The sequence below is a fragment of the Stenotrophomonas sp. LGBM10 genome (genome assembly GCF_046736075.1).
Classification (GTDB): Bacteria; Pseudomonadota; Gammaproteobacteria; order Xanthomonadales; family Xanthomonadaceae; genus Stenotrophomonas.
The window spans coordinates 1,144,326-1,157,707 of sequence record NZ_CP177163.1 but is presented as its reverse complement, the minus strand read 5'-3'; the positions used below and the strand labels follow the sequence as shown (position 1 = coordinate 1,157,707).

The following is a 13,382-nucleotide window of genomic DNA, read 5'->3' as shown; positions in this document are numbered from 1 at the left end:
GCCCACTCCGTCAACCGCCGCGGCCGCATCAGCCTTCCTCGCGCACGATCTCGACCAGCCGCGCGCCGTAACGCGACAGCTTGGTGCCGCCGATGCCGCCGACACCGGCCAGCGCATCAACGCTGGTGGGCCGCTGTTCGGCGATGTTGCGCAGGGTGCTGTCGTGGAAGATCACGAAGGCCGGCACGTTCTGTTCGCGGGCCAGTTCGGCACGCAGGCCGCGCAGGGCGTTGAACAGCGCCAGGTCCTGCGGCAGCACGGACAGGCCGGTACGCTGACCGCTGCGGTCGCGCTCGCGGCCGGTGGCGGGGCTTTCGCGGCGCATCATCACCTTGCGCCGTCCCTTCAGCACGTCGCGGCTGGCATCGGTCAGGCGCAGGCCGCCATAGGCCTCGCTGTCCACTTCGAGCAGGCTGGCGGCCACCAGCTGGCGGAATACGCTGCGCCAGGTGCGCGCGTCCAGGTCCTTGCCGATGCCGTAGGTGCTCAGTTCGGTATGCCCGAACTGACGGATCTTCTCGTTGTCGCCACCGCGCAGGATGTCGATCAGGTGACCCACGCCGAAGCGCTGGCCGCTGCGGTACACGCAGCTCAGCGCCTTCTGGGCGGCCACGCTGGCATCCCAGGCATCGGGCGGGACCAGGCAGTTGTCGCAGTTGCCGCACGGCTGCGGGTAGGTTTCGCCGAAGCCGGCCAGCAGCACCTGGCGGCGGCATTGCATGGACTCGCAGTAGCCGAGCAGATGATCGAGCTTGGCGCGCTCGAGCGCCTTGCGCTCTTCACCGGCTTCGGACTGCTCGATCATCTGCTTGAGCAGCACGACATCGCCCAGGCCATAGCACAGCCAGGCCTCGGCCGGCTCGCCGTCGCGACCGGCGCGCCCGGTTTCCTGGTAGTAGCCTTCCATCGACTTGGGCAGGTCGGTATGCGCGACGAAGCGGACATCGGGTTTGTCGATGCCCATGCCGAAGGCGATGGTGGCGCACATCACGATGCCATCCTCGCGCAGGAAGCGGCGCTGGTTGGCGGCACGCACCTCGGCCGGCAGGCCGGCGTGATAGGGCAGGGCGTTCATGCCCTCGCGGCACAGGAACTCGGCGGTTTCCTCGACCTTGCGCCGCGACATGCAGTAGACGATGCCGGCCGCGTCGCGGTGGGCCTTCAGGAAGTCCAGCAGCTGGCGCTTGGCGTTGTCCTTCTGGACCACGGTGTAGCGGATGTTGGGCCGGTCGAAAGAGCTGACGAAGTGCTGGGCGTTGGTGAGGTCCAGCCGCTCGGCGATTTCGCGCTGGGTCGGCGGGTCGGCGGTGGCGGTGAGCGCGATGCGCGGCACATCCGGCCAGCGCTCGTGCAGCACGGTCAACTGGCGGTATTCGGGGCGGAAATCATGGCCCCACTGCGAGACGCAATGGGCTTCGTCGATGGCGAACAGGGCGATCCGGCTGCGCGCCAGCAGGGACAGGAAGCGGCCGGTGAGCAGGCGTTCCGGGGCGACGTACAGCAGTTCCAGTTCGCCGGCGAGCAGCTCGCGTTCGACCCGGGCGGCAGTCTCGCCATCCAGGGTGGAATTGAGGTACTCGGCGCGCACGCCCAGCTGGCGCAGGGCTTCGACCTGGTCCTGCATGAGCGCGATGAGCGGGGAGATGACGATGCCGGTGCCGTCGCGCAGCAGGGAGGGCACCTGGTAGCACAGCGACTTGCCGCCGCCGGTGGGCATCAATACGAGCGCGTCATTGCCGGCGGCGACATGTTCGACGATCGCCTGCTGCGGACCGCGGAAATCGTCGTAACCAAAAATGCGGCTGAGCAGGTCGTGCGCGGGGCGGGAAGACATCCCCGTAGTTTACAGGGCTGAGCGACCCGAGGAGGGTCATCCAATTCTGGGTTTGAACGTCAGCGAAGAGCCATCCGGGGAAGAAGCCCCCCTTGAGTCAAGGGGGGCGCGCCGACAGGCACGGGGGCTGTGGCCTGCGACTTGTGCAGGGTCCAAGGCTTCGCGAAGCGGAACCCTGGAAATCCCGCAGGGGCAAAGCCCCAGAAGGATTACTGCAGCAGGGAGCGCAGCATCCAGGCGTATTTCTCGTGGGTCTGCAGGCGCTGGGTCATCAGGTCTTCGGTCGGGGCGTCGTCGGCGTCGTCGGCCACATCGAGCACCTTGCGGGCGGTGCGGCACACGGCCTCGTTGGCGGCGACCAACTGGCGTACCATTTCACGCCAGTCCGCGCTGTCGGTCAGGCCCGGTTCCTCGGCGATCGAGGTCAGGGCCGCGAACTCGCGGTAGGAGCCCGGGGCGTTGAAGCCCAGTGCACGGATACGTTCAGCAACGTCGTCCAGGGCTGCCCACTGCTCGGTGTACTGGGTCTCGAACATGGTGTGCAGCGAGTTGAACATCGACCCGGTGACATTCCAATGGAAGTTGTGGGTCTTCAGGTAGAGCGTGAACGCATCCGCCTGGAAGGCCGCCAGCCCATCGGCAATCTTCTTGCGATCGCCTTCCTTGATCCCGATATCAATGTTCGGGGCCGAGGGGGCCGCCGTTGCCAGCTTCTGCTTACCGGTCTGGGTCTTCTTTGCCGGCGTCTTGGTTTTCGCCATGGGGGATATCCTCCTTGTGGATGGGATGGCCTTCACAATAGATCAGACTAACCTTTCAGATGTAATCAAAGTTTTAAACGATCCGATTGATGACCGCTATCAACAAACCTTCCGCTTCCTCCCTGCACCAGCACCAGCTCGCGATCGACGGGGCGATGAGCCGCGACCGTGGTCGTTTGCTGGGGATGCTCTCGCGCTGGCGGGCCAAACCGGCCGATGCGGGCGTGGCGGCAGCGTTCGAACAGGCCTTGCAGGCGTCGGTGCAGCGGCGTGAAGCACGCGCACGGAACCGGCCGACGATCAGTCTGGACGACAGCCTGCCGATTGCGCGTGAAGCTGAACGGATCACCGCGCTGATCCGCGATCACCAGGTCGTGGTGATCGCCGGTGAGACCGGTTCGGGCAAGACCACCCAGCTGCCGAAGCTGTGCCTGGCCGCCGGCCGGGGCGTGGCCGGGATGATCGGCTGCACCCAGCCGCGACGGATCGCCGCACGTGCGGTGGCCACCCGCGTGGCGCAGGAGCTGCAGTCCGAACTGGGCACCACGGTGGGTTACCAGGTGCGCTTCACCGACCGGGTCGGCGACGACACCCGCATCAAGTTCATGACCGACGGCATCCTGCTGGCCGAAATCAGCAGCGATCGCTGGCTGTCGCAGTACGACACGATCATCGTCGACGAAGCGCACGAGCGCAGCCTCAACATCGACTTCCTGCTCGGCTACCTCAAGCAGCTGCTGAAGAAGCGGCCGGACCTGAAGCTGATCGTGACGTCGGCGACGATCGATACCTCGCGGTTTGCCGAGCATTTCGACGACGCGCCGGTCATCAGTGTGGAAGGTCGTACCTTCCCGGTGGAAGTCCGCTATCGCCCGCTGGAAGGCGAGGGCGGCGGCGATGAGGCGGGCGGGCGCGACGGCGAACGCACCGTGAACGAGGCCGTGGTGGCGGCGGTGGACGAGATCACCCGTCTCGATCCGCGCGGCGACATCCTGCTGTTCTTCCCCGGCGAACGCGAGATCCGCGACGCGCATCAGGCACTGGAGCGGCGCAAGTACCGCGAAACCGAGGTGCTGCCGCTGTATGCGCGGCTGTCGGTGAAGGACCAGGACCAGGTGTTCAACCCGGGCAGCAAACGGCGCATCGTGCTGGCCACCAACGTGGCCGAAACCTCGTTGACGGTGCCGCGCATCCGTTACGTGGTCGATCCGGGCCTGGCGCGGGTCAAGCGCTACAGCCCGCGGCAGAAACTGGACCGCCTGCATATCGAAGCGGTGTCGCAGGCCAGCGCCAACCAGCGCAAGGGCCGTTGCGGACGCGTCTCGGAGGGCATCTGCTACCGCCTGTATTCGGAAGCGGAGTTCCTCTCGCGGGCCGAGTTCACCGATCCGGAAATCCGCCGGTCCAGCCTGTCCGGGGTGATCCTGCGGATGCTGCAGCTGGGCCTGGGCCGGATCGAGGATTTCCCGTTCCTGGAGGCGCCGGACGAACGCGCGATCGCCGATGGCTGGCAGCAGCTTGGCGAACTGGGCGCGGTGGACGGCGAACGCCGGCTCACCCCGGTCGGGCGGCAGATGGCGCGCCTGCCGGTGGACGTCAAGCTGGCGCGCATGCTGGTGGCGGCGCAGGCCCAGGGCTGCCTGCGTCCGATGCTGGTGATCGCCTCGTTCCTGGGCATCCAGGACCCGCGCGAGCGACCGCCCGAAGCGCGCGCCGCCGCCGACAACGCGCATGCGCTGTTTGCCGATGGCCGCTCGGAATTCGTCGGCGTGCTGCGCCTGTGGGATGGCTACCGCCAGGCCCACGAGGACCTCACCCAATCCAAGCTGCGTGGCTGGTGCGAGCGCCATTTCCTTGGCTTCCTGCGCATGCGCGAGTGGCGCGAGCTGCATCGCCAGCTGCGCGTGCTGTGCGAGGAACTGGGCTGGGCCGAAGAGCCGGCCGCCACCGCACTGGAGCCGCTGCTGGCCGGATCGTCTGCGCCGGCACCGGCGCGCGACGACGACGCGAAGATCAAAGCCACCCGTGGCCAGCAGCACCGCGCCGCGCGTCTGGCCCGCGAAGGCAAGGCCGAGCCGGCGCCGCCCGCAGCCGCACCTGCGCCGCCCGCCGACGCCCGTGAGGCGCGGGGCGGGTTCAGCGAGAAGGTGCGTGCGGCCGCCTACCAGACCCTGCACCGGGCGCTGATCGCCGGCCTGCCCACGCAGATCGGCCACCGCAGCGACAAGGGCGATTTCCTTGCCCCGCGTCAGCGCCGGTTCCTGCCGTTCCCCGGCTCGGTGCTGGCCAAGCGGCCGCCGCCGTGGCTGCTCACCGCCACGCTGCTGGATACCCAGAAGATCTGGGGCCTGACCAACGCGGCAATCGAACCGGACTGGGTGATCGCCGAGCTGCCGCATCTGCTGCTGCGCAAGCACTTCGACCCCCACTGGTCGCGCGCGCAGGGCCAGGTGCTGGCCTCCGAGCAGATCAGTCTGTTCGGGCTGGTGCTGGCACCGAAGAAGCCGGTGCACTACGGCCGCATCGCGCCGGGCGAAGCGCACGACATCTTCGTGCGGCAGGGTCTGGTGACCGGCGAGATCAACACCCGCGCCAGCGTCATCGCCGACAACCTCAAGGTGCTGGAGCAGGCGCGCGAGGAAGAAGCCAAGCTGCGTCGCGCCGGCATCGTCGCCGACGAAGGCTGGCAGGCACGCTGGTACCTGGACCGGATCCCGGCGGAGATCCATTCGGCAACCGGCCTGGATACGTGGTGGAAGGGACTGGCGCCGGACAAGCGGCGCGCGCTGGCGTGGACGCTGGCCGATCTGTTGCCCGGCGAGGGCAGCGATGCCGACCGCTATCCGGCGTACCTGCCGCTGGGCGATGCGCGGCTGGCGCTGCACTACCGTTTCGAACCGGGCAGCGAGGACGACGGGGTGAGCCTGGATGTTCCGCTGCACCTGCTCAACGCGCTGGACCCGGCGCGGCTGTCGTGGCTGGCGCCGGGCTTCGTTGCCGACAAGGCCTCCGCGCTGATCCGCAGCCTGCCCAAGGCGATGCGCCGCAACTACGTGCCGGCACCGGATTTCGGCCGCGCCTTCGCCGAGGCGTACCCGGACCCCACCGCCGACGACATCCGCGGAGAACTGGCGCGGTTCCTGTCGCGCGCGACCGGCGCACAGGTGGCGGCCACCGACTTCGACGATGCCGCGCTGGAATCGCACCTGCGCATGAACCTGCGCCTGCACGACGCCAACGGCACGCTGCTGGCCACGTCCCGCGATCTGGACGCGCTGCGGGCGCGCTTCGGCGAGAAGGCCGGCGCGGCCTTCGCCGCCCGTGCCGGACGGGCGTTGGCGGCCGAGGGGCTGCGCGACTTCCCGGCCACGCCGATTCCGCTGCAGGTGCCGGGCGAAGCCGGTGTGCCCGCCTACCCGGCGCTGGTGGATGAAGGCGAGAGCGCGGCGCTGCGCATCTTCGCCGATCGCAACGAAGCGCTGGAGCAGCATCCGCGCGGCGTGCGCCGCCTGCTGGAGATCGCGCTGGCCGACAAGGCCAAGCAGGCCCGCAAGCAGTTGCCCGTTCCGCCCAAGACCGGCTTGCTGTATGCCGCGATCGAATCGCAGGAACGGTTGCGCGGGGATCTGGTCGAGGCGGCGATGAACGCGATGCTGGCCGACGGCCTGGGCGATATCCGCGACCCGGCCGCGTTCGCGCAGCGGCGCGATGCGGCGGGCAAGGGCCTGTTCGGTGAGGCGATGGCGCGGCTGAAACTGGCCGAGAACATCCTGGCGCACGTCGCCGAACTCAAGCCGCAGCTGGAAGCGCCGTTGATGGGCTGGGCGCGTGGCAACCTGGACGACATGGAGCAGCAGCTGGCGGCGTTGATCCACCCCGGTTTCCTGCGCGATACGCCGGCCGATGCGCTGGCGCAGCTCCCGCGCTATCTGCGCGCGATGATCCTGCGTGCCGAACGCGCCAAGCGCGATCCCCCGCGCGACCAGGCACGGATGCTGGAACTGCGCCCGTTCCTGGACGCGCTGCACGAGGCCGAGCAGCGCGGCCAACGGGACCGGCCGCAGTGGCAGGAACTGCGCTGGGATCTGGAAGAACTGCGGGTGTCGCTGTTCGCGCAGGAGCTCGGGGCGAAAAGCGGCATCTCGGCCAAGAAACTGGCCCAGCGCGTGGCAGCGCTGCGCAGGCCGTGAGCCAACGGCCGCCCCGCGGGATGCGCGGGGCGGTCGCGATTACTTGACGCGACGGACCTTGGCGCGGGTGTTGGCGCCCTTCACCTGCAGGTACCAGGCACCCATCACGCCGGGGGTGATGGTGACCTGCGGCGACTGCGCGCGGATGCCGGACAGGCTGGCACTGTCGGTCTGCTCCCACTCCTGCGCATTGGCCAGCACATAGCGGCGGCCCTTGCCGAAGCCACGGAACTCGCCTTCCAGCGTGCTGACGATGGGCTCGCTGCTGCCGAAGTCGAAGAAGCCGCGGTTCTTGACGATGACTTCCTGGCGGCCTTCCTCGCGCGCCTGCTCCTTGACCTGTTCGCGGACCTGTTCGCGCACATCGGCGGCGACGGCGGCAACCTTGCCCTGCAGCCAGTTGTTGAGCGCGGCCAGTTCAGCCGGCTTGAGCTTGTCCAGGCCGGCGGCCTTGAACTCGTCGGGCGTCATCTGCTGCTGCAGATCGCCTTCGACCACGCGCTGTGCCCAGGCAGGTGCCGACAGGCTGAGCAGGACGGCCACAGCGGCCAACAACCGCAGACGGGAAAAGCGCATGGCAAGGTCTCCTTGGGATGGACGCAGTGTAGGGCCAGTGGCCGGTGCAGCGGTTTTGATTGTTCCCTCGCACTGGCGGCGCTAGTGTAGCTACCTCTGTCTTGCCTGCACGATGCTGTGAACCGCGCTTCTGTCCCCGGCCTGGATGCCCTGTTGAACCGACCCTCGGCGGCGTCGCTGCCGCCGGCCCTGTGCGAGGCGCTGCGCGCCCGCTGGCACGCGCCCGATACCGATCAGCAGATGCGCAGCAGCTGGCCGGTGCTGGCCGATACGCTCGATGCGCTGGCCCTCCTGTCGGCCGATGAAAGCGCGTTGCTGGCTGCGCTGCTGTTCGACCTGCCGGGCCTGCGCGCCGGGCTGGACGGCCTGCCGCTGGGGACGTTGAAGCCGGCGGTGGTCGGCCTGCTCGATGGCCAGGACGCGGCCGACCAGGTGTGGGCACTGCACGCCGGCCGTGAGGCCGGGCGCAACAGCGAGGGCCTGCGCCGGCTGCTGCTGTCGATCATCCAGGACCTGCGCGTGGTGCCGATCCTGCTGTCGCGGCAGCTGGCGCGCATGCGCGCCGCCGACCGCCTGCCGGACGAACAGCGCCGTGCGCTGGCCCAGCTCACCCGCGACATCCATGCGCCGCTGGCCAACCGCCTGGGCATCTGGCAGTTGAAGTGGGAGCTGGAAGACCTGGCCTTCCGCCACCTCGAGCCGGAAACCTACCGCCGCATCGCCCGCGAAGTGGATGAAACCCGCGTGGCGCGCGAGCGCTATGTGGAAAGCGTCAAGAAGGCGCTCGCGCGCGAACTGGCCGCACAGGGCATCCATGCCGAGGTCAGTGGCCGCCCGAAGCACATCTACAGCATCTGGCGGAAGATGCAGAAAAAGCGCCTCGCCTTCGAGCAGTTGTACGACATCCGGGCGCTGCGCCTGATGGTGGATGACGTTGCCGCCTGCTACGCCGCGCTGGGCGTGGTGCATGCACTGTGGGCGCCGGTACCCAGCGAGTTCGACGATTACATCGCGCGGCCCAAGGCCAACGATTACCGTTCGCTGCACACGGCGGTGGTCGGTCCGGAAGGGCGCACCATCGAAGTGCAGATCCGCACCCACGACATGCACGCCCAGGCCGAACTCGGCGTGGCCGCGCACTGGCGCTACAAGGAAGGCAGCAAGGGCGCGGAGAAGGCGTTCGATCGCAAGATCACCTGGATGCGGCAGCTGCTGGAGCATTCCCAGGACGGGCAGGCCGGCGAACTGGCCGGCGCGCTGGATGCCGAACTGACCGAGGACCGGGTCTACGCGCTGAGCCCCAAGGGCGAGGTGATGGACCTGCCGCAGGGCGCCACCCCGCTGGATTTCGCCTACCACGTGCACACGATGGTCGGGCACCGCTGCCGTGGGGCCAAGGTCAACGGCCGCATCGTGCCGCTGACCTATCGCCTGCGCAGCGGCGACCGGGTCGAGATCCTCACCTCCAAGGAAGCCGATCCGCGCCGCGACTGGCTGCTGGCCTCCAATGGGTTCCTGGCCAGCAACCGCTCGCGTGAGAAGGTGCGTGGCTGGTTCCACAAGCTGGACCGCGCACGCAACGTGCAGGCGGGCCGCGATCTGCTCGACCGCGAATTGAAGCGGCTGGGGCTGCAGCATGCCGATCTGGGCGTTGCGGCCAAGAAGTTCCATGCCGACAGCGTGGACGACCTCTACATCCAGGTCGCGCTGGGCGACACCGGGCCCAGCCAGGTCAGCCGCGCGCTGCTGGAAGCCGAGCGCGCCGCCAGCCAGCCGGTTGCACCGGCATTGCCGCGGCCGACCGCGCGCCGCGACAGCCTGGGCAAGTCCAAATTCACCGTGCAGGGCGTGGGCAACCTGCTGGTGCAGCTGGCGCGCTGCTGCCAACCGGTGGCCGGCGAGCCGATTGTCGGCTACCTCACCCGCAGCCGTGGCGTCACCGTGCACCGCACCGACTGCGCGGCGCTGGCGCGTCTGTCGGCGGCCAGCCCGCAGCGCATCCTGCCGGTGGAGTGGGGCCAGGCCGGAGGCGGCTACGAAGTGGACGTGGTGGTCGAGGCGGTGGACCGGCGCTGGCTGCTGAAGGACATCACCAACCTGATCGCGCAGGAAGACGCGTATGTGCTGGACATCCACAGCGACAACGTGCGCAACAGCGGTCGCGCGCACCTGCGGTTGCGCCTGAAGGTCAGCGACTACGGCCAGCTGTCCACACTGCTGGGCAAGCTGGATGCCCTGCCGGGCGTCAGCGAAGCCCGGCGTCTAGGCTGACCTCACGTGGCGCCGGCTAGGCTCGCGGCATGAGCCGTGACGCTGACAGGCAGGACCGTGCGCACGAGGTGCTGACCCGGGTCCGTCGCGAAGGACGCTGGTGGTGGCTGCAGGCGCGTCATGCGCGGCGCATCTGGCGCTGGGCACTGCTGGTGGCGGCGCTGCTGTTCGTGGCGCTGGTGCTGCTGCGCCGGCCACTGGCCAACTGGTTCTGGGATGCCCCGCCGATCGAACACCTCCTGCACCAGGGCGACCGCGCGCTGGCCGACGGCCGGCTGACCGCCGCTGATGGCACCGGTGCGCGCGAGTGGTACCAGGCTGCGCAGGCGGTGGACAGCGACCGCGGCGAGCCGCGGGCCGGCCTGGCGCGCACCGGCCAGGCGGCGTTGCAGCAGGCCCGCAGCGCGTTGGCGCGCGGTGATGTGCCGGCTGCCGAGGCGGCGCTGGCACTGGCGCGGGCGCTGCAGGTACCGCAACGCGATGCCGAGGCGCTGGCCCAGCAGCTGCGGCAGCAGCGCGTGGCGCGGGCCGGCGTGGATGGCCTGCTGGCGCGCGCGGCAGCCGCGTTGCAGGCGCAGCGCCTGGACGATGGGCCGGACAGCGCGTTGCCGCTGTACCAGCAGGTGCTGGCGCTCGTGCCCACCCACGTGCAGGCGCTTGAAGGGCGCGAGGATGCGCTGTCGGATCTGCTGCAGCAGGCGCGTGCGGCGGCGGTGCGCGGCGATGTCGCCGCGGCGGCGGCCGCAGTACGCCGTGCGCGCGGCTTCGATGCGGGACACGTGGACCTGCCGGCCACCGAGGAAGCCGTGAACATCGCGCTGGAACGGCGCCTGCGCGAGGGCCAGGCGGCGCTGCGGCGGCAGCGGCTGGAGGCGGCAGCGACGGCGTTCCAGGCCGTGCTGGCGGCCGCACCCGACGACCCCGCCGCCCGCCAGGGCCTGCAGCAGGTAGCGCAGGCGCACCTGCAGCGCGCCGCGCGCCTGGCCGGTGACTTCCGCTTCGATGCAGCCGACCAGGCGCTTGCCTCCGCCGAGACGCTCGGCGCGCCGGCACGCACCCTGGCCGACGCGCGCCGGGGCATCGAACAGGCCATGCAGGCACAGCGGGCGCTGCAGGCACCCGCCGCACCGCGGGCCCAGCGCGAGCGCAGCCTGATGGCGCTGCTGCGCCGCATGGAGGACGCCGAAGCACGCGGCGACTTCCTCGCGCCACCGGGCCGCAGCGCCTACGACGCGCTGCGCGAGGCGCAGGCGCTCGCGCCGCAGGATCTCCGCGTTCGTGCTGCGGCCCGACGCCTGCTGCCGGCCAGCCGCACGTGTTTCGAAGACCGTCTGCGCGAGAACCGCGTGGTGGCAGCAGGCGCCTGCCTGGATGCCTGGCAGACCCTGGCCGGCAGTGATGCTGCGCTGCCGCCGGCGCGGCAGCGCCTCGCCCAGCGCTGGCTGGCGATCGGCAGCGAACGGCTCGGCGCCGGCGATCTCGACTTCGCCGCCCAGGCACTGGAGCAGGCGCGCCATTGGCAGCCGGATCTACCCGAGCTGCCGGCGTTCGCCGAGCGCGTGCGCAGCGCGCAGGGCGGTTGAACGGCCGGCGCGGCGCTTAGTCCAGGAAGACGCGGCGCACGGTATCGCGCGCGGTATCCAGCGAGAAATGGTCGGCCACGTTGCGCAGCCCCGCCGCGGACAGGCGCTCCCACAGCGCCTGGTCCTGGTACAGGCGCACCACCGCGGCGGCGAACGCCTCGGCCTCGTCGGCGACCAGGACGTCTTCCCCGTCGTGCAGGTGCATGCCTTCCACACCGCAGGTGGTGGCCACCACCGGCTGCCCGTGGGCCATGCTCAGGTTGACCTTGCCCTTGACCCCTGCGCCGAAGCGCAGCGGCGCCACCGCGATGCGGATGGTATCCATATAGGGGGTCACCACCGGTACGAAGCCGTGGACCTCCACGCCGGGCTGGCCGGCGGCGAGCGCGCGCAGGCTGTCGGGAACGTCAGCGCCGATGCAGTGGAAGCGGACCTGCGGCAGCTGCGCGCGGATACGACCGAACACCTCGCCGATGAACCACTGCATCGCGTCGAGATTCGGCGGGTGGCGGAAGCCACCGACGAACACCAGGTCGTGGCGCTGCGCCCAGCCGAGGCCGGCCCCCGCCACTTCGTGCAGGTTGGAGATCAGCGCCACGTCCACGTCCGGGGCGTCGGTGCGAAGCTGCTCGCGTTCGGCCGCACTGACCAGCACGGTGATGTCGGTGCGCGCCATCACCTCCAGCTCGCGCGCCCGGGTCCGCTCGGCGCTGCGCAGCAGGCCCGCATCCCCGGCCACCTCGGCGCCCCGGCGCTCGCGCAGGTAATGCAGGTCCACCGTATCGAACACCGTGCGCGCCTGCGGCGCAAAGCTGCGCAGCAGCGGCAGGCATTCGTGCGCGACGTGGTGGCGCACCATCATCGCCACCTGAAAGCGCTTGCCGTGCTCGCGCAGCCACGGTGCCACGCCGGTGAGGTAGGGCGCGTACCAGACCTCCACGCCAAGCGCCTGCAACGCCTCGGTGGCCACGCCCGCGTGCTCGCGCCGGGTGGGAACGAACACCACGTGCACCCCTTCGGCGATCAGCATGCGGATCAGGTTGAACTGGCGCAGCGAACCCGAATCGCGGTCCGGCTGGGGAACGGCTTCGTCCAGGATCAGCACCTGGCGCTGGTGGCGATGCAGCAGTGCCGGCGAAGGCACGCTGCCGACCGGCAGCTGCGCGCGCAGCGCATCGGCCCATTTGTCGGCGAACACCGTCCGGTTGCGGACCTGGTACGCCTTGATTCCGCTGCCGGTATCGGTCCCGTTGCTGGTGCCTTCGTCGTGCACCACGCGGCTGGCCGGCTGCACCAGCACCCGATGGCCGGCCGCGCGCACCGCGAAGGCGAGGTCGGTGTCTTCGTAGTAGGCCGGCTTGTAGCGTTCATCGAAGCCGCCCAGCGCATCCCACAGCGCGCGCGGCAGCATCAGCGCCGCGCCGGAAACGTAGTCCGCGTCGCGCAGGCTGGTATAGCGGGGATCTTCAGCCGACTCGAAGCGACCGTAGCTCCAGCCGCTGCCGTCCTGGAAGATCACGCCGCCCGACTCCTGCAGGCGTCCATCCGGGTACAGCAGCTGCGCCCCCACCAGCCCGGCTTCGGGCACGGTGGTGAAGGTGTCCAGCAGGGCCTCCAGCCAGCCCGGCTGCGGCACGGTATCGTTGTTGAGCAGTACCACGTAGCGGCCATGCGAACGCGCCACGCCGTCGTTGCAGGCCGCGATGAAGCCACCGTTGGCGGCGCGCACCTCGTAGCGCAGGCCGTCGATCTGCGGCATCCACGCCCGGGTCTCGTCGCTGCTGCCGTCGTCCACCACCAGGATCTCGCAGGCGGTCTGCGGCGGGTGCGCCGCCAGCGCGCGCAGGCAGGCCAGCGTATGCCCGGCATGGTTGTAGACCGGGATGATGATGCTGACGGTCGGGCGGGCGCTGAACGGCACGGCGAACGGCGCGAACGGGAGGGCGTCGGGCAGGTACAGCGGGTCGCGGCGGGGGGCCGGCAGGGCCTGGGCATGAACCCGGATGCGTTGCCATGTCGCACGCCAGCCCCGGGTGCGCAGGCTGGCCAGGCTGCGGCGGAACAGGCCGACCATGCGGTTCAGGAAATAGCGAGCATCGGCCAAGGACATCGACATCCCGTTGCAACTCCAGCTTAAGCGGGGGAAACCGGGAGAACACGCCGGCCG

General features: G+C 69.9%; 7 protein-coding genes. 3 read left to right on the top strand and 4 right to left on the bottom strand.

Annotated elements, in window-relative coordinates; translation table 11 throughout:
* Nucleotides 1-28 precede the first annotated feature (28 nt).
* Together recQ and ACLB90_RS04845 are read right to left on the bottom strand one after the other, a co-directional pair.
* Nucleotides 29-1,834, bottom strand: a complete 1,806-nt coding sequence (gene recQ / locus ACLB90_RS04850; RefSeq protein ID WP_411851867.1) for a DNA helicase RecQ — start codon at nucleotides 1,832-1,834, stop codon at nucleotides 29-31.
* A 209-nt stretch (nucleotides 1,835-2,043) separates the two neighbouring features.
* Nucleotides 2,044-2,595, bottom strand: a complete 552-nt coding sequence (locus ACLB90_RS04845; RefSeq protein ID WP_411851866.1) for a Dps family protein — start codon at nucleotides 2,593-2,595, stop codon at nucleotides 2,044-2,046.
* Nucleotides 2,596-2,684: 89 nt separating this feature from the next.
* Here ACLB90_RS04845 and hrpA point away from each other — a divergent pair, with 89 nt between their 5' ends.
* Nucleotides 2,685-6,785 carry an ATP-dependent RNA helicase HrpA gene (gene hrpA / locus ACLB90_RS04840; RefSeq protein ID WP_411851865.1) on the top strand — a complete coding sequence of 1,367 codons (4,101 nt, stop codon included), beginning with the start codon at nucleotides 2,685-2,687 and terminating at the stop codon, nucleotides 6,783-6,785.
* A 39-nt stretch (nucleotides 6,786-6,824) separates the two neighbouring features.
* On the opposite strand, the gene ACLB90_RS04835 is transcribed toward hrpA, so the two are convergent.
* Nucleotides 6,825-7,361 (bottom strand): hypothetical protein, encoded by a 537-nt coding sequence (locus tag ACLB90_RS04835; protein WP_411851864.1) that lies wholly within the window; start codon nucleotides 7,359-7,361, stop codon nucleotides 6,825-6,827.
* A gap of 117 nt (nucleotides 7,362-7,478) precedes the next feature.
* On the opposite strand from ACLB90_RS04835, the gene ACLB90_RS04830 reads away from it, so the two are divergent.
* The gene (locus ACLB90_RS04830) at nucleotides 7,479-9,632 is read left to right on the top strand and encodes a RelA/SpoT family protein (RefSeq protein ID WP_411851863.1); all 2,154 of its coding nucleotides are present in this window, start codon (nucleotides 7,479-7,481) and stop codon (nucleotides 9,630-9,632) included.
* Nucleotides 9,633-9,661: 29 nt separating this feature from the next.
* On the top strand, nucleotides 9,662-11,215 hold the full coding sequence (locus tag ACLB90_RS04825; RefSeq protein ID WP_411851862.1) for a hypothetical protein: 1,554 nt from the start codon (nucleotides 9,662-9,664) through the stop codon (nucleotides 11,213-11,215).
* Nucleotides 11,216-11,231: 16 nt separating this feature from the next.
* Here the strand turns inward: ACLB90_RS04825 and ACLB90_RS04820 are convergent, their stop codons facing one another.
* Complete coding sequence (locus ACLB90_RS04820; RefSeq protein WP_411851861.1) at nucleotides 11,232-13,331, bottom strand: glycosyltransferase; 2,100 nt, start codon at nucleotides 13,329-13,331, stop codon at nucleotides 11,232-11,234.
* Between the last annotated feature and the right edge of the window lie 51 nt (nucleotides 13,332-13,382).